At 73.1% G+C, this 24,138-nt stretch carries 18 protein-coding genes and 1 tRNA gene; 12 read left to right on the forward strand and 7 right to left on the reverse strand.

What is annotated here, in order from left to right; translation table 11 throughout:
- Positions 1 to 120 precede the first annotated feature (120 nt).
- Genes J2S42_RS23360 through bagB form a run of 3 tightly spaced genes read left to right on the forward strand, consistent with a single transcriptional unit; the run spans position 121 to position 2,763 of the window.
- A complete protein-coding gene (locus J2S42_RS23360) occupies positions 121 to 666 on the forward strand; it encodes an Rv0361 family membrane protein (protein ID WP_307242399.1) in 546 nt (181 codons plus the stop codon).
- On the forward strand, positions 635 to 1,612 hold the full coding sequence (gene bagA / locus J2S42_RS23365; protein WP_307242401.1) for an ATPase BagA: 978 nt from the start codon (positions 635 to 637) through the stop codon (positions 1,610 to 1,612). Before J2S42_RS23360 ends, bagA begins: the two co-directional genes overlap by 32 nt.
- A 23-nt stretch (positions 1,613 to 1,635) precedes the next feature.
- On the forward strand, positions 1,636 to 2,763 hold the full coding sequence (gene bagB / locus J2S42_RS23370; protein ID WP_307242403.1) for an ArsA family ATPase: 1,128 nt from the start codon (positions 1,636 to 1,638) through the stop codon (positions 2,761 to 2,763).
- Positions 2,764 to 2,768: 5 nt separating this feature from the next.
- Here bagB and J2S42_RS23375 read toward each other — a convergent pair whose 3' ends face one another.
- Positions 2,769 to 3,077 (reverse strand): WhiB family transcriptional regulator, encoded by a 309-nt coding sequence (locus J2S42_RS23375; RefSeq protein WP_306836035.1) that lies wholly within the window; start codon positions 3,075 to 3,077, stop codon positions 2,769 to 2,771.
- Between the two features lie 489 nt (positions 3,078 to 3,566).
- Between J2S42_RS23375 and J2S42_RS23380 the strand changes: the two genes are divergently transcribed.
- Positions 3,567 to 5,978: a transglycosylase domain-containing protein gene (locus tag J2S42_RS23380; protein WP_307248959.1), complete on the forward strand. Its 2,412-nt coding sequence runs from the start codon at positions 3,567 to 3,569 to the stop codon at positions 5,976 to 5,978.
- 66 nt (positions 5,979 to 6,044) lie between these two features.
- On the opposite strand, the gene J2S42_RS23385 is transcribed toward J2S42_RS23380, so the two are convergent.
- Positions 6,045 to 6,494 (reverse strand): GatB/YqeY domain-containing protein, encoded by a 450-nt coding sequence (locus J2S42_RS23385; protein ID WP_307242405.1) that lies wholly within the window; start codon positions 6,492 to 6,494, stop codon positions 6,045 to 6,047.
- 25 nt (positions 6,495 to 6,519) lie between these two features.
- Here J2S42_RS23385 and J2S42_RS23390 point away from each other — a divergent pair, with 25 nt between their 5' ends.
- Together J2S42_RS23390 and J2S42_RS23395 are read left to right on the forward strand one after the other, a co-directional pair.
- Positions 6,520 to 7,413, forward strand: coding sequence for a metallophosphoesterase (locus tag J2S42_RS23390; RefSeq protein WP_307242407.1), 894 nt, complete (start codon positions 6,520 to 6,522; stop codon positions 7,411 to 7,413).
- Positions 7,414 to 7,486: 73 nt separating this feature from the next.
- Positions 7,487 to 7,560 (forward strand) — tRNA-Pro (locus J2S42_RS23395).
- A 361-nt stretch (positions 7,561 to 7,921) separates the two neighbouring features.
- Here the strand turns inward: J2S42_RS23395 and J2S42_RS23400 are convergent.
- From J2S42_RS23400 to J2S42_RS23410, 3 genes are all read right to left on the reverse strand, one after another.
- Complete coding sequence (locus J2S42_RS23400) at positions 7,922 to 9,940, reverse strand: ATP-binding protein (RefSeq protein WP_307242408.1); 2,019 nt, start codon at positions 9,938 to 9,940, stop codon at positions 7,922 to 7,924.
- A gap of 7 nt (positions 9,941 to 9,947) precedes the next feature.
- The gene (locus J2S42_RS23405) at positions 9,948 to 11,549 is read right to left on the reverse strand and encodes an acyl-CoA carboxylase subunit beta (RefSeq protein WP_307242411.1); all 1,602 of its coding nucleotides are present in this window, start codon (positions 11,547 to 11,549) and stop codon (positions 9,948 to 9,950) included.
- A gap of 130 nt (positions 11,550 to 11,679) precedes the next feature.
- On the reverse strand, positions 11,680 to 12,357 hold the full coding sequence (locus J2S42_RS23410) for a Crp/Fnr family transcriptional regulator (protein ID WP_033343613.1): 678 nt from the start codon (positions 12,355 to 12,357) through the stop codon (positions 11,680 to 11,682).
- Between the two features lie 271 nt (positions 12,358 to 12,628).
- Between J2S42_RS23410 and J2S42_RS23415 the strand changes: the two genes are divergently transcribed.
- From J2S42_RS23415 to J2S42_RS23435, 5 genes are read left to right on the forward strand one after another with little or no spacing between them, the layout of a single operon-like run.
- Positions 12,629 to 13,489 carry a CapA family protein gene (locus J2S42_RS23415; RefSeq protein WP_307242413.1) on the forward strand — a complete coding sequence of 287 codons (861 nt, stop codon included), beginning with the start codon at positions 12,629 to 12,631 and terminating at the stop codon, positions 13,487 to 13,489.
- Between the two features lie 39 nt (positions 13,490 to 13,528).
- Entirely contained in the window at positions 13,529 to 14,323 is a 795-nt protein-coding gene (gene nth, locus J2S42_RS23420) for an endonuclease III (RefSeq protein ID WP_307248961.1), read from the forward strand.
- Positions 14,320 to 14,937 (forward strand): TlpA family protein disulfide reductase, encoded by a 618-nt coding sequence (locus J2S42_RS23425; protein ID WP_307242415.1) that lies wholly within the window; start codon positions 14,320 to 14,322, stop codon positions 14,935 to 14,937. Before nth ends, J2S42_RS23425 begins: the two co-directional genes overlap by 4 nt.
- A gap of 46 nt (positions 14,938 to 14,983) precedes the next feature.
- Positions 14,984 to 15,703: an NUDIX hydrolase gene (locus J2S42_RS23430; protein WP_370879227.1), complete on the forward strand. Its 720-nt coding sequence runs from the start codon at positions 14,984 to 14,986 to the stop codon at positions 15,701 to 15,703.
- 52 nt (positions 15,704 to 15,755) lie between these two features.
- Positions 15,756 to 16,940, forward strand: a complete 1,185-nt coding sequence (locus J2S42_RS23435; protein ID WP_307242417.1) for a MarP family serine protease — start codon at positions 15,756 to 15,758, stop codon at positions 16,938 to 16,940.
- Positions 16,941 to 17,340: 400 nt separating this feature from the next.
- Here J2S42_RS23435 and mycP read toward each other — a convergent pair whose 3' ends face one another.
- Both mycP and eccCa read right to left on the reverse strand, forming a co-directional pair.
- Entirely contained in the window at positions 17,341 to 18,663 is a 1,323-nt protein-coding gene (mycP, locus tag J2S42_RS23440) for a type VII secretion-associated serine protease mycosin (protein ID WP_307242418.1), read from the reverse strand.
- An 82-nt stretch (positions 18,664 to 18,745) separates the two neighbouring features.
- A complete protein-coding gene (gene eccCa, locus J2S42_RS23445) occupies positions 18,746 to 22,567 on the reverse strand; it encodes a type VII secretion protein EccCa (RefSeq protein WP_307242420.1) in 3,822 nt (1,273 codons plus the stop codon).
- Between the two features lie 91 nt (positions 22,568 to 22,658).
- Between eccCa and eccD the strand changes: the two genes are divergently transcribed.
- Positions 22,659 to 24,122, forward strand: coding sequence for a type VII secretion integral membrane protein EccD (eccD, locus tag J2S42_RS23450; protein ID WP_307242422.1), 1,464 nt, complete (start codon positions 22,659 to 22,661; stop codon positions 24,120 to 24,122).
- The last annotated feature ends 16 nt before the right edge of the window (positions 24,123 to 24,138 follow it).

Genomic DNA, 24,138 nt, shown 5'->3' on the forward strand with positions numbered 1-24,138 from the left:
CCGACAGCCTAGAGGCTGCGTCGGCGAGCCCCGCATGACCGCTCCGGTTACGCTGGCCGACGGCGTCACTGACGCCCGGTGAAGAGCGCCCCCCGCTGCACCCGACCCGGAGGAAGTGAGATGACGACCCCGCCAGACGGTTCGTACCCTCAGGAGGGTTTCGGTCCTGCTCCCACCCCTCCGCAGGAGGGTTTCGGCCCGGCGCCGGAGAAGCCGGCGAAGAAGCGGCGCCCGGTGCTGATCGCGTCGATCGTGCTGGCCGTCGTGGTGCTGCTCTGCGGCGGCGGTGGCCTGGCCGCGTTCCTGCTGTTGCGGTCCGTGGAGTCCGGGACCGGCGCGCCGGAGCCCGCGCAGGCGGTGGACAGCTTCCTCACCGCGGTCTACGCCGACCAGGACACCCGCGAGGTCGCGCAGTACGTCTGCTCGGACAGCCGGGACAGCGAGGACATCGACGCCAAGATCCAAGAGGTCAAGGGGTACGCGTCCGCGTACGAGGATCCCAAGTTCGACTGGACCGTGCCGCAGGTGTCCGACCAGAACGAGGAGACCGCCACCGTCACCACCACGGTGACCCTGGTCACCGCGGACGAGAAGACCGCTGACCAGGCGCTGACCTTCACGGTCGTGGAGAACAATGGGTGGTGGGTCTGCGAGGTCAAGGGGTGAGCATGTGACGGGGTCCTGGTCCGCACGCCTCCACGTGGTCACCGGCAAGGGCGGCACCGGCAAGACGAGCGTGGCCGCCGCGCTGGCGCTCGCGCTCGCCCGGGACGGCAACCGCACGCTGCTGGTCGAGGTGGAGGGCCGGCAGGGCATCGCGCAGCTGTTCGGCCTGGATCCGCTGCCGTACGAGGAGCGGCGGATCGCCACCGTGCCGGGCGGCGGCGAGGTGCGCGCGCTGGCCGTGGACGCGGAGGCAGCGCTGCTGGAGTACCTCGACATGTTCTACAAGCTCGGCGCCGCGGGCCGGGCGCTGCGCAAGGTGGGCGCGATCGACTTCGCCACCACCATCGCGCCCGGCCTGCGCGACGTGCTGCTCACCGGCAAGGCCAAGGAGGCCACCACCCGGTCGGTGAACGGGCGCCGGGCGTACCACGCGGTGGTGCTGGACGCCCCGCCCACCGGCCGGATCGGCCGGTTCCTGAACGTGACCGCGGAGACCGCGCGGCTGGCCAAGATGGGCCCGATCAAGACCCAGTCGGACGGTGTGGCCGCGCTGCTGCGCTCGCCGATGACCGCGGTGCACGTGGTGACGTTGCTGGAGGAGATGCCGGTCCAGGAGACGCTGGACGCGATCGTGGAGCTGGATCAGCTCGGCATCCCGGTCGGCAAGGTGATCGTCAACAACGCGCGCCCGCCTCTGCTGGCGGACGGGAAACCCACCCAGGCCGAGTTGCGGCGCGGGCTGGCCGCGGCCGGGCTGCCCGCCGACCGGGCGACCGTGGCCGGGCTGCACGCGGAGTCCAAGGCCTACCTGGCCCGGCGCGAGCTGGAGGATTCGCTGCGCGCGGAGCTGACCGAGCTGGACCGCCCGACGATCGAGCTGCCGCAGCTGCCGGGCGGGGTGACGCGCGACGGGCTCGACGTGCTCGCCGACACCCTGCTCCGCTGACGTCCGGCCGTTAGGCTCGTTTCGTGTCAGCTGAACTCGACGTGGACGCGATTCTCGCCGACCCGCAGTCCCGCATCATCGTGTGCTGCGGTGCCGGCGGTGTCGGCAAGACCACGACCGCGGCCGCGGTGGCGCTACGCGCGGCGGAGCGGCACGGGCGGCGCACCGTGGTGCTGACCATCGACCCGGCGAAGCGGCTGGCACAGTCGCTCGGCCTCTCCGAGCTGGACAACACACCGCGGCAGGTCAAGGGCATCGACACCGAGGCGACCGGCGGTGAGCTGCACGCCATGATGCTGGACATGAAGCGCACGTTCGACGACGTGGTGCTCGCCCACACCGACCCGCAGCGCGCGCAGGAGATCTTCGCGAACCCGTTCTACGCGGCCATGAGCTCCACGTTCTCCGGCACCCAGGAGTACATGGCGATGGAGAAGCTGGGCCAGCTGCGCGCCCGCGACGAGTGGGACCTGATCGTGGTGGACACGCCGCCGTCCCGGTCCGCGCTGGACTTCCTGGACGCGCCGGCCCGGCTGGCCCGGTTCCTGGACGGCAAGATGCTCCGGCTGCTGCTGGCCCCGGCCAAGACCGGCGGCAAGAGCGTGTTCAGTCTGGTCACCGCGTCGTTCGGGATCTTCTCCCGGGTGGTGCAGAAGGTGATCGGCACGCAACTGCTGAGCGAGCTGTCCGGGTTCGTGGCCGCGCTGGACTCGATGTTCGGCGGGTTCCGGCAGCGGGCCGAGCAGACGTACCGGATCCTGCAGGCCAAGGAGACGTCGTTCCTGCTGGTCGCGGCGCCGGAGCCGGATGCGATCCGGGAGGCGGCCTACTTCGCGCAGCGGCTGCGCGACGACCGGATGCCGCTGGCCGGTCTGGTGCTCAACCGCATGCACCAGCCGGTCGCGGCCGGTATTTCCGCGGCGGACAGCCGGGCCGCGGCGGCCGCGCTGGACGCGTCCGGCGAGAGCCCGGTCACCGCGGACGCGCTGCGCATCCATGCGGCGCTGACCGAGCAGTCGGCGCGGGAGCAGCGGGTGGCGGCCCGGTTCACCGACGCGTTCCCCACCGTCCCCACGGTGGCGGTGATGGCGCAGCCCGCCGACGTGCACGACGTCGACGGGCTGCGGAGCATCGGCGAAGCTCTCGCCTAGGTTCGTTATCCGGCGTGCACCAGTACGTTGGTGCGGCTCTTGTCCTGTTCACGTAGGGCGGCTTCGAACATCTTCCGCCAGCTCGCCACGTGCGGGTGCCGGCGCAGCAGCGCACGCCGTTCCCGCTCGGTCATTCCTCCCCACACTCCGAACTCGATGCGGTTGTCGAGCGCGTCCGCCAGGCATTCGTTACGGACCGGGCAGCCGCGGCAGATCCTCTTCGCCACGTTCTGCTCCGCCCCCTGCACGAAGAGCGCGTCGGGATCGCCGTTCTGACACGCCGCCATGGTCGGCCAGTCGCTGATCATCCCCATCTGTGCACGTCCCCCCAAGCTGTACCACCGCCGACCCGTTTCCCCCGGTCGCGGTACATGTCCCTGCCGGTACGTCCCGACCGGCCACAGATCCCCCGGTCACTCCCCGCTTTCCTTGCCGCACGGAGGGTGACATTCGATCTCCGGAACATCATGCTCCGTAGTTAGGCGATTACGCAACGTTGTCTGTTAAATCGACCAGGTCAGACACTTCGCCCTCTTCACTCATTATCTCGATATTTATCGATGAGCTGCTTATATGGCTGGAGATGCGTCCGGGCGGGATTGGCGAAAACGGCGTCGCCGGCGGCCGGGAGGCGGCACACTGGTCCGGGATCCGCGGCCGCGCGCCACGGGTCGTGCGTCTTGCACAACGAATGCAAGGCCCGGCGAGACGCGTACTCGTTCGGTCATTTTTCGGCCTCGCGTGCCATACCGGACATAAGGTGCAATTATCCCTTTTCGCCGTAGCCTGGGCTTGTGAGCTGGATCAGGAAACGTGACCACACCGTCTTTTCCGGCGCGGCGTCATTGGGCATTTGCGGCCTGCTGGCGGGCATCGTGGTGTCCGCGGCCGCGTTCCCGGCGGTGGCCATGTCCGGGCTGGCCGCGAAGGCCGGTGCCGAGACGTTCGACCGGCTGCCGACCGAGCTGACCGTGCGGCGCGCGCCGCAGAACACCTATCTCTACGCGTCCGACAACCGCACGCTGGTCGCGATGATCTACGACGAGAACCGGAAAGACGTCGAGATCAACGACATTCCGCCCGTCATGCGAAACGCCATCATCGCGGCCGAGGACCACAACTTCTACCGGCACAACGGCGTCGACATGAAGGGCATCGCGCGCGCGTTCGTGAACAACAAGTCCGGTGCGGCACAGCAGGGCGCCTCCACGCTCACCATGCAGTACGTCCGGATGGCGATCTCCTACTCCGCGACCCGCCCGGCCGACGTGGTGCGCGCCACCGAGGACACCAGCGCCCGGAAACTGCGCGAGATGCGGTACGCGATGCAGGTCGAGAAGGAGATGTCCAAGGACCAGATCCTCGAGCGCTACCTGAACATCGCACCGTTCGGCAACGGCGCCTACGGTGTCTCGGCCGCCAGCCAGGTCTACTTCAGCAAGCCGCCGAAGGACCTGAGCACCGAGGAGGCCGCGATGCTGGCCGGCATGGTGAAGGCGCCCTCCGCGTTCGACCCGACCACGGAGACCGGCCGGCCGCTCGCGCTCAACCGGCGCAACTATGTGATCGACAACATGACCGAGATCGGCGCGGTCAGCCCGGCCGAGGCGGCCCGAGCCAAGGCCGCGCCACTGACCGTGAACGGCACGCGCACGCCGAACGGCTGCGTCAACTCGTCGCACAACGAGTGGGGCTACTTCTGCGACTACGTCTACCGCTGGTGGATGGAGCAGGACGAGTTCGGCGACACGCCGTACGACCGGGAGCGGCGGCTGAAGAGCGGCGGCTACCGCATCGTCACCTCGATGAGCGTGAAGACGCAGGACGCGGCGCGCAAGCACGTGCACAAGCGCGCGTCGGACGGCAACCGCAACGCCATCATGGTCGCGGCCGTGGAGCCCGGGACCGGGCGCGTGCAGGCGCTGGCCGTGAACCGGGTCTACAAGAACGACGACGCGCACAACGAGCCGAACAGCGACCCGGCCAAGCGCCGGAACGGGCTGAAGGGCACGTACCCGAACACCACGAACCCGGTCATCACCGGCAGCGCGGACGTGCACGGCTACCAGGGCGGCTCGGTCTTCAAGATGTTCGCGCTGGTCGCGGCGCTGGAGAAGGGCTACCCGCTCAGCTACTCGATCTACGCGCCGGAGACCTACCACTCCCGGTACGTCGTCGCCGCGTCCAGCCCGGCGGCCTGCCCCGGGCGTGCGCTCTACTGCCCGAAGAACGCGGTCAAGAGCATGGCCGGGGTGCACAACATGTGGACCGCGTTCGGTGCGTCGGTGAACACGTACTTCATCCCGCTTCAGGAACGCGCCGGTGCGGAGAACGCGGTGGACGTGGCGAAGCGGCTCGGCATCAAGTTCCGCGCCGCGAACGACGCCCGGTTCGCCGACGACGAGGACGCTGCCTCGCAGTGGGGCGCGTTCGCGCTCGGCGTCTCCTCCACCACGCCGCTGGACCTGGCCAACGCGTACGCCACGCTCGCCGCGGACGGCCGGCACTGCGAGCCGATCCCGGTGATCGAGATCCGCCAGGAGGGCAAGCCGCTGCCGGCCGCCGCGCCGCGCTGCAACCAGGCCGTGGCCAAGGACGTCGCCCGTGCCGCGATCGACGCGGCCCGCTGCCCGGTCGGTGACCGCTCGGAGACGTCCCGCTGCCGGGGCGCCACGGCAGCGTACGTGCGGCGCGCGGTCGGTCACCCGGTCGCCGGTAAGTCCGGCACCACGGACGGGGAGCGCACCGCCGCGTTCGTCGCCACCACCAAGCAGCTCACCGTGGCCGGCATCGTCGCGGACACGGACAACGCGAACACCACCATGCGCGGCGGCGGTGACGGCTGGGGCAACCCGCACACCGAGGCGGTGAACCCGGCCGTCTACCTGACGCTCGCGGACGCGATGGAGGGCATGGAGGTCGAGGACTTCACGCCGCCCAGCCAGCGGATGATCAACGGCAAGCAGGTGAACATCCCGAACGTGCGCTGCGACTCCGAACCGGATGCCCGCACCCGCCTGGTCGCACGCGGCTTCGAGGTCCAGGTCGCGGCCGGGCGCTGGGACTCGCACTGCCCGGCCGGCACGGTCGCGAGCACGGAACCGGGCGGCAGCACCATCGAGGGCGGCGTGGTCGTCCTCCGGCTCAGCACCGGCCGCTCGCCCCGGCAGGCCGCACCGTCGCCCTCGGCCTCGGTCTCGGCACGCCCGGGGTGATCGACGTTCAAGATCAAAACGCGCCGGGGGTACGTACCCCCGGCGCGTTTTTTTGGATGTGGTTCGTCAGGCCGCCAGCTGGCGGCGGACCTCGGCCGCGACCCGGCCGCCCTCCGCGCGCCCCGCAACGGCCGCCTGCGCCGCCTTCATCGCCGGGCCCATGGCCGGCTTGCCACCCAGCCCCGCCAGCGCGCCGGAGACGATCTCGGCCAGTTCCTCGCCGGTCAGCTGCTTCGGCAGGTAGCGATCCAGGATCTCGTGCTCGGCCAGCTCCTTCGCCGCGGACTCGGCACGGCCCGCGTCCGCGAACGCGGTCGCCGACTCCCGGCGCTTCTTGGCCTCCTTGGTCAGCACCGCGAGCACCTCGTCGTCCGAGAGATCCCGCTTCGCCGTCCCGGCGACCTCGGCGTTACCGACGGCGGTCAGCGCCATCCGCAGCGTCGACGTGGTCAGCTCGTCGCGGGCCTTCATGGCGGTGTGCAGGTCTTCGTTGAGGCGGTCCTTGAGCGTACCCATGGGCAGTGAAACTACCCTGGGTCCCATGCGGAAGCGCACCCTTTTCAGCCTGGCCGCCGGTACGGTCGCCGCCGGAGCCGCCACCCTCGCCTATGCCTCACTCATCGAGCGCAACATGTTCACGCTGCGCCGATTCGACGTGCCGGTCCTGGCTCCCGACGCCGAGCCACTGCGCATCCTGCACATCTCGGACATGCACATGATGCCGGAGCAGCGCCGCAAGCAGCGCTGGGTCGCCGCGCTCGCCGCTACCGACCCCGACCTCGTCGTGGTCACCGGCGACAACATGGCCGACCCGGCCGCCGTCCCCGGCGTCCTGCGCGCGCTCCAGCCGCTGCTCGACCTGCCCGGCGCGTTCGTATTCGGCTCCAACGACTACCGCGGCCCGGTCTTCAAGAACCCGTTCTCCTACTTCAACCCCGACCGGGAGTACGTCCAGGGCGTCGAACTGCCCGCCGACGAGCTCCGCCAGGTCCTGGTCGACGCCGGCTGGCACGACATGAACAACACCCGCACCACGATCAAGGCGGGCGGCCGCGTGATCGAACTGGCCGGCGTCGACGACCCACACGTCGACCGCGACGACTACCCACTGGTCGCCGGCCCCGCGTCCGCCGCCGCAGACCTGCACGTGGCCCTCACCCACAGTCCCGAGCCCCCGCTGCTCGACCTGATGGCCGCCGACGGCTTCGACCTGCTGCTGGCCGGCCACACCCATGGCGGCCAGGTCTGCGTCCCGTTCTACGGCGCCCTGGTCACCAACTGCGGCATCCCCCGCAGCATGGTCAAGGGCCTGCACCGCTGGCCCGGCTCCGACTCCTGGCTCCACGTCTCCGCCGGCCTCGGCACCCACCCCACCGCCCCCGTCCGCTTCTCCTGCCCCCCGGAGGCCTCCCTGCTCACCCTCATCCCGCGCTGACCTGCGGAAACGCGCGAAGGGGTATACCGATTTCGCGTGGGCGGTGCGGTCGGATAGTATTTGTACCGCACCCCGGGGTATGGCGCAGCTTGGTAGCGCGCCTCGTTCGGGACGAGGAGGTCGTCGGTTCAAATCCGGCTACCCCGACCGGTAAGTGCAGGTCAGGCCCGGTCTCCACAAGGAGACCGGGCCTGACTCGTTTCCGGCATCGCCAACGACTCACCGGTTCTCGGCGAAGGCGATCCGGCTGAGTTTGCGCCGGGGCCTCTCGCCGCACGTCGTCGGCTCGTGGGGTATCCGCCTGACGACGATGTCGCCCCGGGCGGAGGGCGCCCGTCCGCGGAGCCGGGCTCGAATCCGTTCATCGGCGCGATCGTTCGGCCCCAGGGGTGAAGCTGCCTCGGGGGTTCGGCGACCACGGCGGGACCGGCAGGGAGGAGCGCCAGCGACGACCGTGGCCCGCGGGAGCATGCGGGCCGGGCCACGCCGGAAGTGGGAAAAGCGGCCTCTAATCGGGGTTGAGCACGGCCAGCAGGGTTCCGGCGGCCACGTGGATACCGGGCTGGACCGGGACCGAAGCGACCACGCCGGCCGACGGGGCGTGGACCGGGTGCTCGACCATCGAGGATTCCAGCGTCAGCAGCAGATCACCGGCCCGCACGCGCTGGCCCGGCACCACCATGACGCGTGCGATCGCCCCCGGCAGCGGTGCCGTGAGGGACCCGTCGGTCAGTTCGGACGGCCGCGGGAAGCGGGGGAGCTCGGTGAGGGCGACGGAGCCCTCGGGGCTGTCGACGTAGGAGACGTCGGTGACGCGGTGGACGCCGAAGGTGAGACGGATGCCGTTGACGTCGAGGACGACGCGGTCGGGGGCGGCGGAGACGACGGCGACCGGGGGGTGGTCGTCGGTCAACGGTGGGGCACCGAGGCCGGCCAGGTCGAGTTCTTCCGGGTCGACGGCGCGGACCCACCAGCCGGCCAGCTCGCCGGTGCGCTCCAGGCGGTAGCCGACCTCGACCGGGCCGGCCGGGCCGTCGTAGACGGTGATCTGGGCGCCGGAGGGGACGTTGCGCCAGCCGGACGGGATGGTGGCGAGAACGGGACTGCACGCGCGGCGGGCGGCGGCACCGGCCAGGGCGGCGGCCAGGCAGGAGACGCGGACCGCGTCGACCGAGGAGAGCAGCGGGGCGAAGACCTCGGGGTGGCGGTCCAGGAAGTTGATGTCGACGTTGCCGGAGCGGAACGCCGGGTGCCGCAGAACACGTACCAACAAATCGCGGTTGGTCACGACGCCGTGTACGTGCGATCGCGTCAGCGCGGCGGCGAGCATGCGGGCGGCCTCGTGCCGGGTCGGGGCCCAGGCGACCAGCTTCGCCAGCATCGAGTCGTAGTAGACACCGACCATGGAACCGTCCGCGACGCCGGTGTCGAGGCGCAGGCCGGGCTGGAGCAGTGGCTTGAACGAGCCGGCCACGTCGGGGACGTGGAAGCGGTGCAGGCGGCCGGTGGACGGCAGCCAGGCGTACGCCGGGTCCTCGGCGCAGAGCCGCACCTCGATCGCGTGGCCGCGGACCGGTGGCGGTGCGTTCATCGGCAGCGGGGAGCCCTCCGCGACCAGCAGTTGCAGGCGCACCAGGTCGAAGCCGGAGACGCACTCGCTGGTGGCGTGCTCGACCTGGAGCGCGGTGTTCATCTCCAGGAAGAAGAAGTCGCCGGACGGCGCGAGCAGGAATTCGACGGCACCGGCGCCGACGAAGCCGGACGCGCGGACCACCGCGGTCGCGGCGGTGCAGAGCTGGGCGCGGAGGGTGGGCGAGACCGCGGGGGACGGCGTCTCCTCGATCAGCGTCTGGTAGCGGCGCTGGATCGAGCACTCGCGCTCGCCGAACGTGATCACGCCGCCGGTGGAGTCCGCGATCACCGGGATCTCGATATGCCGGGCGCGTTCCACGTACGGTTCGGCCAGCGCTGTGCCGTTGCCGAACAGGCCGGCGGCCTCGCGGCGGACCGCGGCGAACGCGTCCGCGAGTGTGTCCGGGTCGCGGACGATGCGCATCGCCCGGCCGCCGCTGCCGACGTCCGCCTTGACCAGCACCGGGAAGCCGGGCACGTGTTCCGGCTCGCCGAACGCGGGCAGCATCGGCACGCCCGCGTCGGCCAGCAGCGCACGCGACTCCAGCCGGGAGGTGAGCAGCGCGATCGCCTTCGGCGGGGCACCGACCCAGGTCAGGCCCGCGTCGATGACCGCGGCTGCGAAGTCCGCGTCGTCGGCGAGCAGACCGTAGCCGGGGTGCACCGCGTCCGCGCCGGTTTTCCGCGCGGCGCCGAGGATCAGGTCACCGCGCAGGTACGTGGCGGTCGGCGCGTTCCCCGGCAGGTGCACCGCGTAGTCGGCCTCGGCCACGTGTGGCGCGTCGGCGTCCGCGTCCGAGTAGACCGCGACCGTCTCGATGCCGATCAACCGGCAGGTCGCGAAGATCCGCCGGGCGATCTCTCCGCGATTGGCGACCAGGAGTCGTCGGATCATCAAGCCCTCACATCCGGAAAACGCCGAACCGGTCGGCGCCACCGACCGGGCCACTATGGATCGCGGACAGACACAGGCCGAGTACGGTCCGGGTGTCCCGCGGGTCGATCACGCCGTCGTCGTGCAGCCGGCCGGAGACGAACAGCGCGGCGGTCTGCGCCTCGACCTGCCGTTCGACGTTCACCCGCAGGTTCCGGTCGAAGTCCTCCTCGTACCGCTGGCCCTTGACCTCGGCGGCCTGCCGGGCCAGCGCGGTGAGCACGCCGGTCAGCCGCTCCGGCACGAGCGCGGCCGCGCGGGCGTTCGGCCAGCTGAACAGGAAGCGGGGGGCCATGGCGCGGCCGGACATCGCGTACGCGGCCGGCCCGTGCGCGGCGCCCAGGTTCACGGCCAGGTGCGGTACGCCGGACGCGGCGACCGCGCTCATCATCGCGGACGCGTGCTTGACGATCCCGGCCTGCTCGAACTCGGCGCCGGTCCGCAGCCCGGGCGCGTTCTGCAGGAAGATCAGCGGCGTGCCCGACGCGTTCGCCAGCTGAATGAACTGCGCACCCTTCTGCGCCTCCGCGGAGGCCAGCGGGCCGCGCGCGTTGGCCAGCACGCCGACCGGGTAGCCGTGCACCTCGCCCCAGCCGGTGACCAGCGCGGTGCCGTAGCCGGGCTTGACCTCGTCGAAGTCGCTGGCGTCCAGGATCCGGGCCAGCACCTCGCGTGGGTCGAACGGGGTGCGCTCGTCCGCGGGCGGGATCGCCAGCAGGTCCTCGGCGTCGTACTTGGGTGGCGCGGCGAGCGCGGTGCGCGGCGGTGGGCCGAGCTTGCGCCAGTTGAGCCGGCGCATGCACTGGCGGGCCAGGCGTACCGCGTCGCGCTCGTCCTCGGCCAGGAAGTCGGCCAGGCCGGAGCGGGTGGCGTGCATGGCGGCGCCGCCGAGCGCCTCGCCGTCCGGGATCTCGCCGGTCGCCTCCTGGACCAGCCGCGGCCCGGCCACCGAGACCTTGGCCTGCCCGCGGACCAGCACCGTGTAGTCGGACAGGCCGGGCAGCCAGGCGGCCACGTCGACCGCGTCGCCGAAGACCACGCAGATGGTGGGGATCCGGCCGGCGGAGAGCCGGGCCAGGTCGCGCAGCACGCTGCCGCCGGGCACGAACGCCTCGACCTGGGCGGGCAGGTCCGCGCCCGCGGACTCGACCAGGCTGATCAACGGCAGCCGGTTGGCCAGCGCGATCTCGCCGGCCCGTTCGATCTTGCGGAGCGCGATCGGGTTCAGCACGCCGCCACGTACGGTCGGGTCGTGCGCCACGATGACGCACTCGACGCCCTCGACCACGCCCAGGCCGGTGACCACGCCGGCGCCGACCGGCTGGTCGGTGTGCCAGCCCGCGACCGGGGACAGCTCCAGGAACGGTGCGTCCTGATCGAGCAGCAGGTCGATGCGCTCGCGGGGCATCAGCCGGCCGCGGGCGTGGTGCCGGGTGACGTGCCGTTCGCCGCCGCCGGCGCGCGCCAGGTCGAGCGCGTTCACCAGCGCGCCGAGGCGCTCCAGCATCGCGTCCCGGTTCTCCTGGTACGTCGGGTTGCGCGGATCGATGGCGGTGTCGAGGACAGCCATGTGCAACCCCTCTACGTCTGTGCGGCCCGGCCCTGTTGCCACACGTCGTAACGAGCGACCCGCAGGGGCGAAACGCGCCGAGCCCCGGCGGGTGATCCCGCCGGGGCTCGAAACGATGAAGGGGCTGTGCCTAGACGCGGGCCCGGCGGGCCAGGCGCTCCGGGTCCAGGATGATCACGCTCTTGCCGTCCAGGCGCAGCCAGCCGCGCGACGCGAAGTCGGCGAGCGCCTTGTTGACGGTCTCCCGGGACGCGCCGACCAGCTGGGCCAGCTCCTCCTGGGTGAGGTCGTGCGTGACGCGGAGGACGCCCCCGTCACGGGTGCCGAACCGGCCTGCCATCTGCAGGAGGTTCTTCGCGACCCGGCCGGGGACGTCGGTGAATATGAGGTCGGCCAGGTTGTCGTTCGTCCGTCGTAGCCTGCGGGCGAGTACCCGGAGCAGCTGCTCCGAGATCTCCGGCCGGTTGTGCAGCCACGGGCGCAGCGCCTGCTTGCGCAGCCGGGCCAGCCGGGTGTCGGTCACCGCGGTCGCCGTCGCGGTGCGCGGGCCGGGGTCGAAGAGCGAGAGCTCACCGAGCATGTCCGACGGACCCATGATCGAAACGAGATTCTGCCGGCCGTCAGCCGCGCGCCGCCCGAGCTTGATCTTGCCGGACAGTACGATGTACAGGCTGTCCCCGGGCTCGCCCTCGTTGAAGACGACCTCGCCCTTCCGGATCTCGAGGGTCTCCATCTCCTTGGCGAGCGCCTCGGCCGCCTCAGGATCAACCCCCTGGAAGATCCCGCTGCGGGCCAACACCTCGTCCATGCGCACCTCCGCCAAGCGCCGAGCTGTTTCTGCTACCGGTCAGAACCTGGATGGCCGGTGAAGCCTTCGCGCGCAGTCAGTCTAGGCGCACGCGGGCCGGAATCGGGCGTGCACCCCAGGAATCTTGATCCGGAAGCGTAACCAACCAGACCTCAACGGACGGTAACATCCGGCGCCCGTCAGCTCTAGAGCGAAGATCACGCTCCGCAGTTCGACTTCCGATCTCGGCTCCGTGCGTTTGTTCAGTATGGCGCGCAAACCGGTCTTTGTTGTGCTTTTCGCCCTGGCCCTCCTGCTTGCCGGTGGACTGTCCGGCGTCCACGCGATCTCGGTCGCGACCGCCGCGGGCACCCGGCCGCTCTGGCTCGGGGTGCCGCCGCTCGTGCCGGTGGCCCCCGCTCCCTCGCCCCCGCCCCGTCCGGCCGGGCTGATCTCGATCGCCGCGATCGGGTCGATCTCCGAGGCCGGCCGGCTCGACGGCGTCCGGGCGCTGCTCGGCGCGGACGTGGTGACAGCCGCGGCGCCGCGAAAGACCAACATCAAGATCATCGGCGGGTACGGCACGGCGGCGGCCGAGATCCGTGGGGTCCGGGTCGCGGTGATCGGCTTCCCGGCCGGTGCGGTCATCGACCTGACCGCGGCGAAGCGCACGGTGACCGCGGCCGCGCGGCACGCCGACCTGGTCGTGGTGCACGCCCGGCTGGGCACGCCGGGCCGCTACCGAGTGGCCGCCGGCGTCGAACGGTACCGCCGGCAGAGCCACGGCGACCCGGTCCGGTTCGCGCACGGCGTCGTGGACGCGGGCGCGGACCTGGTGCTCGGCCACGGCCCGGGGGTGCTTCGCGGCATGGAGTTCCACCGCGGGCGGCTGATCGCGTACAGCCTCGGCACGTTCACCGGCCCCGGCGGCCGGACCGGGCGGTACGCCGCCGCCGGCGTGCTCCGCGTCACGCTGCGCGCGGACGGCCGCTGGGCCGGCGGCACGTTCACCCCGACCAGGGCGGACCGCGCCGGACACCCGGTGCCGGACCGCACCGGTGCCGGGCTGCGGCACGTGCGTGAGCTGTCCGCGGCGGACTTTCCCGGCACCGGGCCGGTGATCAGCGAGAACGGCGCGCTGACGGCCGGATAGACGACCGCCGGAGGCGGCGGGCCCGGGCTTCGACGTACGCTGGCCGATGTGACCCGCACGTCCGCCCCGGCCGAGTCCTCGCTCGCGTTGACCCGCCGCGCCCGCCGGATCGGCCGGTTGCTCACCGAGACCCATCCGGACGCGCACTGCGAGCTGGACCACGACGGGCCGCTGCAGCTGGCCGTCGCCACCATCCTCTCCGCCCAGTGCACGGACAAACGGGTCAACGAGGTCACGCCGAAGCTCTTCACCCGCTATCCCACGGCCGCGGACTACGCGGGCGCGAACCGGGCCGAGCTGGAGGAGCTGATCCGGCCGACCGGCTTCTTCCGCAACAAGACCAACTCGCTGATCGGCCTCGGCCAGGCGCTGGTCGAGCGGCACGGCGGCGAGGTGCCCGGCAAGCTGGACGACCTGGTCAAGCTACCCGGCATCGGCCGGAAGACGGCGAACGTGATCCTCGGCAACGCGTTCGACGTGCCCGGCATCACGGTCGACACCCACTTCCAGCGGCTGGTCGCCCGCTGGGGGCTGACCGCGGAGACCGACCCGGTCAAGATCGAATATGCGATCGGCGCGCTCTACCCGAAGCGCGACTGGACCATGCTGTCGCACCGGATCATCTTCCACGGCCGCCGCGTCTGCCACGCCCGCAAACCGGCCTGCGGCGCCTGCACGCTCGCGAAGGTCTGCCCGTCGTTCGGCACCGGCCCGACCGAGCCCGAGGTCGCGGTGAAGCTGCTCAAGGGCCCCCGGGCCGGTGCGCTGGCCGAGGCGGTCGGGCTCGACCCGGCGCTGGTGCCCGGGGCCGCGGCCACCGTGGACGTGCCGTGAGACGTGCGGTCCGGTCAGTCGCGGCCGCGCTCGTGCTCGCACTGGCCGGGTGTGCCGGCACCCCCGCGATCACCCCGACCGCGGGCGACGTGGTGATCGCGTCCCCGTTCGCCGACTGCGCCGCGCTCACCACGCCGATCGCGGATTCCCCCGCACCGCCCGGTGACGTGCTGCTGGACCGGCTGCCCGAGCTGGAGCTGTCCTGCCTCAACGGCGGCGACATCGTCGCGCTCACCGAGCTGCGCGGGCCTGCCGTGATCAACCTCTGGGGCTCCTGGTGCGGGCCGTGCCGGGCCGAGCTGCCGGTCGTCCAGGCCTACGCGGACCGCGCCGGCGACCGGCTGCGCGTCCTCGGCGTGGACACCGGCGACCGGCAGTCCACCGCCGAGGACCTCGGCCGCGAGCTGGGCTTCCGCTTCCCGTCCCTGTTCGACCCGAACAAGGAGCTGCTGACCGCGCTCAGCGTCGCCAAGCTCGGCGCGCCCGGCCTGCCGACCACCGTGCTGATCGACGCGGAGGGCCGGGTGCGCGGCGTGCACCAGACCACCGCGCTCGACGAGGCCGCGCTGGACCGGTTCGTCCGGGACCACCTCGGCGTGACGGTCGCCGGATGATTGAGCGGTTCCGGCCCGGCGGCCGTAGATCAAGCGGAGGTGAGGCGTGAGCGACGAGATCCCGGAGTGGCTGGCGCCGCTCGCGAAGCGGGCCGCGTCCGCGACCGCGCGCGACTTCACCCGCATGCCGACGCCCACCGGCGAGGGCCGGGCCAGCGCCGTGCTGGTGCTGTTCGGCGAGGGCCCGGACGGGCCGGACGTGCTGATGCTGGAGCGCGCCGCGGATATGCGCAACCACGCCGGCCAGCCCGCGTTCCCCGGCGGCGCGGCCGACCCGGACGACGCGGACGCGGTCGCCACCGCGCTGCGCGAGGCGAACGAGGAGGTCGGGCTGGACCCGGCCAGCGTCACCGTGCTCACCGAGCTGCCGAAGCTGTGGATCCCGGTCAGCCGGTTCGTGGTCACGCCGGTGCTGGCCTGGTGGCACGCGCCGCACCCGGTGCACCCGCGGCAGCCGGCCGAGGTCGCGCACGTGGCCCGGCTGCCGATCGCGGAGCTGTGTGATCCCGAGCACCGGCTTCAGGTGCGGCACGGCAGCGGCTGGATCGGTCCCGCGTTCGACTCACAGGGCATGGTGGTGTGGGGTTTCACCGCCGGTGTGCTCTCCGCGCTGCTCGACATGGGCGGCTGGAGCCGGCCCTGGCCGCGCACCCGCGTCGCCGAGCTGGACGACCGGTTGCGGCCGGTGCTCGTACCCCCGGAACGTTCCTCGAATGGCCCGGCGGCGCCGCCGCCGGCCGACGACGTCAGCGGTCCCCTCGCATGAGGCGTCGTCGCAGCCCTCGGCGGCCCCTGGCCGGCATACCTACCCTAGGCGGGTGTCCGTGACCGACATCGTCCTCTTCCTGCTGGTACTGCTGTTCGCGGCGAGCGGCTACCGGCAGGGATTCGTGGTGGGGACGTTGTCCTTCGCCGGATTCTTCAGCGGGGCCCTGCTCGGCCTGCAGCTCGGCCCGCTGATCGCGGCGCAGTTCGCCGACCCCGGGCTGCGCGTCGTCGCCTCGCTGGTCGCGATCTTCCTGCTCGCGGTGGTCGCGCAGACGCTGGCCGGCTGGTTCGGCGCCCGGCTGCGGCACGGCATCGTGAACCCGACCGGCCAGCGGATCGACGAGGTCGGCGGCGCGCTGGTCTCGGTCTGCGCGGTGCTGCTCGTCGCCTGGCTGGTCGCGGTGCCGCTGGCCTCCTCGTCCGTACCGTGGCTGGCCCGCTCGATCAAGAGCAGCTACCTGCTCGGCGCGGTCGACTCGGTGATGCCGGCTCAGGCCGAGGCGCTGTCCCAGGGCCTGCGCCAGACGCTCAACACTCGCGGCTTCCCGGAGGTCTTCAGCGGCCTCGGCACCACGCGCGCGCCGCAGGTCGAGGCGCCCGACCCGGCACTGGCGCGGTCGCCGGTGGTCCAGGAGGCGCGGCAGTCGGTCGTCAAGATCCGCGGCATAGCCAACGACTGCAGCCGCCGGCTGGAGGGCTCCGGCTTCGTCTACGCGGATGACCGGGTGATGACGAACGCCCACGTGGTCGCCGGCACCGACTCGGTCAGTGTGGAGGTCGGCGAGGAGCGGCTGGAGGGCCGGGTCACGGTCTACGATCCGGAACGCGACCTCGCGGTCATCTACGTCCCCGGGATGGACGCGCCGGTCATGGAGTGGTCGCGCGAGGCCGGCAGCCGGTCGGAGAGCGCGATCGTGCTCGGCTACCCGCTCGACGGCCCGTACAACGCGCAGGCTGCCCGCCTCCGCGACGTCGGCGACATCACCGGCCCGAACATCTACAACTCCCGTCAGGTCACCCGCGAGATCTACACGATCAACGCGCTGGTCCGCAACGGCAACTCCGGCGGCCCACTGGTCGACGCGCAGGGCGACGTTCTCGGCGTCATCTTCGCGGCGGCCGCGGACGACCCGAACATCGGCTTCGCGGTCACGGCGGAGGAAGCGGCACCGATCGCGCAGCAGGGACTGGACCGCACACGGGCGGCCGGGACCGGTGAGTGCACGGAGAGCTGACCGAAAAATCAGGATCTGGAGTTCCCGCTTCCAGCGTGGTTGCGGTCCGCATGCTCCCGCGGGCAGCGGTCGTCGCTGGCGCTCCTCCCTTCCGGTTCCGCGACGGTCACCAGAAACCCACCGGTGTCCATGGGTCACCGGTTGCTGCCGGCCACCGGCTGCCCGCCGCTGTTGCCGGCTTTGGTCGGTCGGCGGCCACCACCGGATTCCGTCGGTCACCGGCTTCCACCGGCTATCGGCTTCCGGCTGCTCGCCGGCTTTCAGCTTCCGCCGCTGGTCGCGGCGGGCGCCCTCAGCCGGTGGGGCCGGGCGGTTCCCGGTGGCGACCCGGTATCGCTCCTTGCCGGAAATTTCGGGTCATCGCGGGAACTGACCTGCGGATCGGCGTCGCCGCCGGTATTCAGGGGTTCTGGCGGCCGGTGCGGCGGAGGCGGGGGAGGCGGTGCAGGGTGACGAAGTAGAGCAGGGCGATGAGGATCAGGGCGGCTGAGCCGCCGATCAGGCCGCCGAGCAGGCCGCGGCCGCGCTGCGTGGCGGTGGCCGGTGCGGCCTGGACGGTGGTGGCGGGCTGGGCCGCGCCGCCGGGCGCGCCCTCGATGCCCCGGCCCGGGAGCGCGGCCGCGTCGCCCGACTCGACGCGGGAGTCGTCGCCGAGGCCGGGGGCGGAGCCGAAGCCGACGTCGCCGGGTGGCTGCTCGTTGTCGAGTGGATTCTGGGCGCTTTCCGGCAGATTGTCGGCCAGTGCGGCGACCGGGTTGACCATGCCGAAGCCGTAGCGCGGGTCGCGGCCCGGTGCGCCCAGGTCGGTCGCGGTGGTGATCAGGCGGTTGACCACGGTGGCGGCGGACATCTCCGGCCAGCGGGCGCGGATCAGGGCCGCGGTCGCGGCCACCATCGGCGCGGCGAAGCTGGTGCCCTGCACGCGCCAGTAGCCGCCGGGCCGCGCGCCGATCAGGTCGGTGGCGGGGGCGGACAGCACCGTCTGCGGGCCGGTGATCGAGCCGGACCAGAGGCTGGTGCCGTTCTCCTCCAGGCCGGTCACCGCGATCACGCCGGGTTCCCGCGCCGGGTACCACACGTCGGACGGCGCGGATGCGCTCGCGTTGCCGGTGCAGGCGATCACCACCACGTCCTTCACGAACGCGTAGTCGATCGCGGTGGCGAGCGCGGGGCTGCTGCCCAGGCCGCCGAGCGACAGGTTGATCACTTTGGCGCCGTTGTCCACGGCCAGGCGCACCGCCTTCGCCACGACCTGCGCGTCGTCGTACCGATTCTGCTTGTCCAACACCCGGATCGGGAGAATCCGGGCATCCGGCGCCATGCCCACGATGCCGGCGTCGTCCGGCACCCCGGCGATCAGCGAGGCGACCGTGGTGCCGTGCCCGACCGGGTCGTCGGTGCCGTTGCCGCCCGTGCTGACCAGGTCGAAACCGGGAAGCACACGCCCGGCCAGGTCCACGTGCGTGCCGTCCACGCCTGAGTCGATCACCGCGACCGTGACACCGGTGCCGGTCGAGCGCTGCCACGCCTCGGTCATGCCCAGCTCGGTCAGCGACCACTGCTCGTCGCGCACCACGTCGCCGGTGACCGCGCGCGGGGCCACCGCGGGAACGGTGGGCGCGGCGAGCGCCGGTGCACCGGCCGGCAGCGCGGTGGCGACGCCGACCAGCACGGTGGCGGCCAGGCGGGCCACGGCGGCCCCCGGTCTCCAACGCCTGCTCAACTGGTCACCTCACTGCGGGTCTCGGCTGGGTGAAGGTTACTCCCCGCCGGGGCGCCGACGGGCCGGACAACAGGTCCGAGGACTATGCGGGATCGGACGGTGGCAGATAGGCGATCTGTACCAGACGTATACCCTCCCGCCGCGTCTTCAACTGTCCCCGGCCGGGCGGCATCGCGGCCGGCCGTACGTCGCCGAGCAGCGGGCCGTCCTCACGGCTGCCGGACATCACCAGGCCCGGCACGGCCAGCTCGCGGAGCTGGGTCAGCACCGGATCGAACGCGCGCCCGGCGCCGCCGGAGCGCCGGGCCAGGACCAGGTGCAGGCCGATGTCGCGGGCCTGCGGCAGCAGCTCGGCCAGCGGCGCCAGCGGGCCGGACGGCCCACCGGCCAGCTCGTAGTCGTCGCACAGCACGAACAGCTCCGGCCCGGTCCACCAGGAGCGGTCGCGCAGCTGCCGGGCGGTCACGTCGCCGCCGGGCAGCCGCCGGCGCAACGCGTCGACGGCCGACTCGACCATCGTGCGCACGGCCGCCGCGGTGGAGCCGTGCCCGAGCAGGTGACCGGTCTCGACCGCGCCGAGCAGCGTACGGCGGAAGTCCACGATCACCAGCCGGGCCGCCTCCGGCGCGTACCGGGTGGTAATGGTGGTGGCGAGCGCGCGCAGGAACGACGTCTTGCCGCACTCGCCGTCGCCGTACAGCAGGAAGTGCGGATCGGCCGCGAAGTCGAGCACGGCCGGGGACAGGTCGGTCTCCACCACGCCGACCGGGATCCTCAGGCCGGTCTCCCGCACGTCCCGGACGGCCGCGTAGGGCAGCTCGGCCGGCAACCGGCGCACCGGCGGCGCCGGCGGCCCGGTCCACGCCTTCGCGATCTCGTCCGGCGCGACGCCGGGCAGCGCGATCAGCATGTGCATCGACTCCGCGGTGATGCCCCGCCCGGGCGCGTCGGCCGGCACGTTCGCGGCCGACCGGCGGGAGACCGTGGAGTCGGCCGGATCGCCGAGGCGCAGTTCCAGGCGGGCGCCGAGCAGGTCGCGCAGGGCCGGGCGCAGGTCCATCCAGCGGCCGGTGGAGACGACCACGTGCACGCCGTACGCCAGGCCGCGCGACGCCACCTCGGTGACCAGCGGCTCCAGGTCGTCGAAGTCGGCGCGCAGCGTGGCCCAGCCGTCCACCACCAGGAACACGTCACCGTACGGGTCGTCCTCCACCTCACCGGCCGCGCGCCGGGTCCGGTAGTCGGCCATCCCGTCCACGCCCAGCGCCGCGAATCGCGCCTCCCGCTCGGTGAGCAGCGCGCGCACCTCGCCGACCGTGCGGCGCACACCCACCGGGTCCAGCCGCCCGGCCACGCCGCCGACGTGCGGGACCCGGGTCAGCTGGGCCAGCGCGCCACCGCCGAAGTCCAGGCAGTAGACCTGCGCCTCGGCCGGCGTGTGGGTCAGCGCCAGCGCCGTGATCAGCGTGCGCAGTGCGGTGGACTTGCCGCTGCGTGGGCCGCCGGCCACCGCGACGTGCCCGGACGCGCCGGCCAGGTCCAGCCACAGCGTCTCCCGGCGCTGGTCCAGCGGCCGGTCCACCACACCGGCCGGCACCCGCAGCGCGCCGCGCAGCGCCGGGTCGGCCACGGTCAGGCCGCGCCGCGGATCAGCCTGCACCGGCCCGAGCAGCTCGCCGAGCGCCGGGGAGTCGCCGAGCGGCGGCAGCCAGACCCGGTGCGCGGCCGGTCCGGCACCCTCCAGCGCGTTCACCATCAGGTCCAGCAGGCTCGTGGTGGCCGGTTCTCGGGTGATCGCGGCGCGCGGGCGCGGCGTGCGCGGGACGGTGACCACGCCCGGCGTGTACGGCACCACCCGGGCCGCGAACGCCGGCTCGGCGACCGGCGGGCCGGTGGCCGGACGATACGGACCGGACGCGTACGCGGCCCGGAACCGCACCAGCGGCTCCGTGCCGAACCGCAGGTAACCGTGGCCGGGCGAGCGTGGCAGCTGGAACGCGTCCGGCACGCCGAGCACCGCGCGCGACTCCAGCGACGAGAACGTGCGCAGCCCGATCCGGTACGACAGGTGTGTGTCCAGCCCGCGCAGCCGCCCCTCCTCCAGCCGCTGACTGGCCAGCAGCAGGTGCACGCCGAGCGACCGCCCGACCCGGCCGATCTGCACGAACAGGTCGATGAAGTCCGGCTTGGCGGAGAGCAGCTCGGAGAACTCGTCGCACACGATCAGCAGCGACGGCAGCGGCGGCAGCGTGGCACCGGCGGCGCGGGCCCGGTCGTACTCGCGCAGGCTCGGGATGTTGCCGCTGCGCCGCAGCAGCTCCTGGCGCCGCAGCAGTTCCCCGTTGATCGCGTCGACCATCCGGTCCACCAGCGGCAGCTCGTCGGCCAGGTTGGTGATCACCGCGGCGGTGTGCGGCAGCCGGTCCAGCGACGCGAACGTGGCGCCGCCCTTGAAGTCGACCAGCACGACGTTGAGCGCCTCCGACGAGTGCTCCGCGGCCAGCCCGAGCACCAGCGTGCGCAGCAGCTCCGACTTGCCGGACCCGGTCGCGCCGATCAGCAGGCCGTGCGGGCCCATGCCGTCCTGCGCGGACTCCTTCAGGTCCAGCTCGACCGGGGTGCCGTCGACGCCCACGCCGATCGGCACGCGCAGCCGGTCGCGCGCCGCCCGCGGCCGGGCCCAGTGTCGCGCCGGGTCCCACCGTGCCGGATCGTCGATGCCGAGCAGTTCCGCGAGCCCGGCCTCGGTGTCCCGGGCGGCCGGGTCCGGCGTCTCCGTGGCCGCGAGCCGCAGCGGCGCCAGTCGGCGCGCGACCGCCTCCGCCTCCGCCACGGTCAGCGCGTCCGGCACGCCGACGTCGGTCTCCGACTCGGTGGTGCGGCTGGTCAGGCGCTGCCCGGCGGTCAGCACCAGCACGCGCGGGCCGGGACTGCGCGGCGGCGGTGCGTCCAGGTCCAGCACGGTCGCCGCGCTCCGGCCGGCGAACGCGGCGTCGGCACCGTCCAGCACGACGACCAGGTGGGCCCGCCCGGGCTCGTCCAGCAGCGGCTCCAGCTCCGCCACGGTCCCGGCGATCAGGCGGAGTGGGCCGGCCGCGTCCGTGCGGGTGCGGTGCAGCGCGTGCGGCAGCCACTTCACCCAGTCCCAGTCCACGCGCCGGTGCCGGCCGGCGCAGACCGCGATGACCAGGTCGTCCGGCGCGTGGAAGACCGCGAGCTGGGTCAGCATCGCGCGGGCGAGCCCGTGCCCGCCGGGCAGGTGGACGCGGCCGAACGCGCGCAGCGACACCGCCACCGGCAGCTCCGGTACCACGGAGTACGCGTCCAGGAACCGGCGCAGCGCGCCCGCGCACATCGGCTCGAGCTCGGCCAGCGGCCGGGTGACCGGGGGCACCAGCGGCGTGGCGAGCGTCTGCGGGCCCAGCCCGGCGCGGACCACCGCGAAGTCCGGATCGGCCGCGCGCCGCTCCCACAGCCGGTGGCTGTCCACCGTGGACCACAGGCGGGCCGGGTCCGGGTGCCGGTAGCGCAGGCCGTCGCGCTGCGCCAGCGCGGTCCGCCGGGCGCGACGGCGCAGCGCGGCCAGCCGGCGCAGGTACTCCCGGCGGGCGGCCGCGACCTCGGCGCGTTTCGGCGCCCCGGAGCCGCCCCAGCTGGTCACCAGCATGGCCAGTGACGAGACGCCGAAGAGCGCGCCGACCACGTACGAGTAGGTGCCGCCGCCGCGGCCGAACATCATGGCCATCGCGACCGAGCCGCCGAGCATCGGCAGCGCGGTCATCAGCGTCTGCCACCGTCCGCCGGTCGGTTCCGGCAGCTCCGGTGGCGCGTCCACGGGCAGCTCGCCGACGGGAATCCCGGGCGCCGCACGACGCGGCGGACGTCGCACGATCACGGTGGTCATCAATCCCCCTGGCGGTACGGACTGCGACAGCGCGCTCATCCTAGGTAAGGTGCGGGGCGTTCCGCAGCCCGCCGCAGGAAGGGGTTCGTCGATGGGTGTCGGCCTCGCGCGCGTCACGATCGCCGCACCGCGCCGCCGCGTCGACCTGGCGCTGCCGGATCAGATCCCGCTCGCCGAGCTCCTGCCCGACCTGCTGCGGCACGCCGGTGAGTCGCTGGCCGACCAGGGCGAGCGGCACGGCGGCTGGCTGCTGCGCCGGCCGGACGGCGCCGCGCTGCTCGGCGGCCGCCCGCTGCGCGCACAGGGCGTACGGGACGGGGAGATCCTGCACCTCACGCCGGCCAGCACGTTCTGGCCGGCACCGGAGTACGACGACGTGGTCGACGTGATCGCGGGCGCGCCGCGGCGTACCGGCCCGTGGTCCCCGGCCGCCACGCGGATCGCAACCCGCGCCGCGGCCGTCGCGCTGATGCCGGCCGCACTGCCGCCGCTGCTGCTCGCGCCGTCCCCGGCCGGTGCCTACACCGCGGTCGCGCTGACGATCGCGCTGCTGCTGGCCGCGGTCACCGCGTCCCGCGCCTACGGCGACGCCGGCACGGCCGCGGTGCTCGGCGCGCTGGCGCTGCCGTTCGCTGGCGCCGGTGGCGCGCTGCTGGCCGCGGCCGGCCGTCCGGCGCCGGGGTTCCCAGCCTGGTGGGGAGCGCCGGAGACGCTGGTCGCCACGGTCGCGGTGCTCCTCGCCGCCGTGCTGGCGGCGGTGGGCACGGCCGTGCACCCGAGCGTCCCGGTGGCCTTCGCGTCCGCGGCGCTGCAGACCGTCCCGGCCGCCGCGCTGGCGCTGCTGATCCCCGCGCTGCACGCGGTGCACGCGGCCGCGTTGCTGGCCGCGGCCGCGGTCTGCACGCTGGGCCTGCTCCCGCTGCTGGCGATCCGGCTCGGCCGGCTCCCGATTCCGGCGATCGCGATGCCCGCCGGTCCGGCGGAGCCGGGCGATCCAGGGCTCGACGGGCCGGGGGACGCACGCTGGCGGCCGTCCCGGGAGCCGGGCGATCCGGGCCTCGACGGGTTGCGTGAGGCACGCCGGCGGCCGCCGCGGGAGGCAGTGCTGGCCGCGCTGAGCCGCACGGACGAGTTCCTGACCGGTCTGCTCGCCGGCCACGCCCTGGTGATCACGGGTGCCGCGCTGGTCCTGGCGGTGCGTGGCGGCGCGGCGGCGCGCGTGCTGGCGGCCTCGGTCGCGGTGAGCGTGCTGCTGCGCACGCGCGTGCTGGTCACGACGCATCATCGCGTGCCGCTGCTGGTGGCCGGCACCGCGGTGCTGCTCGCGCTCGCGGTCGCGACCCCGATCGGGTCGGCCTCGCCGGTGGCCGCCGCACTGCCGGTGGCGGTGGCGCTGTCCGTGCTGGTGGCCGGTGCGGCCTGGTCCCGGCGGCCGCCGTCGCTCTACCTGGCGCGCGCCGCCGAGCTGCTGGACACCGCGGCGCTGGTCTCGCTCGTCCCGCTGGCCTGCGTGGTCCTCGGGCTCTACGCGAGCCTGCGGAACCTCAACGGATGACGAGGAAGCGCGCCGG

The sequence above is a fragment of the Catenuloplanes indicus genome (genome assembly GCF_030813715.1).
Classification (GTDB): domain Bacteria; phylum Actinomycetota; class Actinomycetes; order Mycobacteriales; family Micromonosporaceae; genus Catenuloplanes; species Catenuloplanes indicus.

Bases quoted from the DNA above. Each gene is read 5' to 3' on its own strand.
- J2S42_RS23390 (WP_307242407.1), top strand. From the start codon at position 6,520: ATGCGGAAGCGCACCCTTTTCAGCCTGGCCGCCGGTACGGTCGCCGCC.
- J2S42_RS23410 (WP_033343613.1), bottom strand. From the start codon at position 12,357: ATGGACGAGGTGTTGGCCCGCAGCGGGATCTTCCAGGGGGTTGATCCT.
- J2S42_RS23360 (WP_307242399.1), top strand. From the start codon at position 121: ATGACGACCCCGCCAGACGGTTCGTACCCTCAGGAGGGTTTCGGTCCT.
- bagA (WP_307242401.1), top strand. From the start codon at position 635: ATGGGTGGTGGGTCTGCGAGGTCAAGGGGTGAGCATGTGACGGGGTCC.
- eccCa (WP_307242420.1), bottom strand. From the start codon at position 22,567: ATGACCACCGTGATCGTGCGACGTCCGCCGCGTCGTGCGGCGCCCGGG.
- J2S42_RS23385 (WP_307242405.1), bottom strand. From the start codon at position 6,494: ATGGGTACGCTCAAGGACCGCCTCAACGAAGACCTGCACACCGCCATG.
- J2S42_RS23375 (WP_306836035.1), bottom strand. From the start codon at position 3,077: ATGGGGATGATCAGCGACTGGCCGACCATGGCGGCGTGTCAGAACGGC.
- eccD (WP_307242422.1), top strand. From the start codon at position 22,659: ATGGGTGTCGGCCTCGCGCGCGTCACGATCGCCGCACCGCGCCGCCGC.
- J2S42_RS23400 (WP_307242408.1), bottom strand. From the start codon at position 9,940: ATGATCCGACGACTCCTGGTCGCCAATCGCGGAGAGATCGCCCGGCGG.
- J2S42_RS23405 (WP_307242411.1), bottom strand. From the start codon at position 11,549: ATGGCTGTCCTCGACACCGCCATCGATCCGCGCAACCCGACGTACCAG.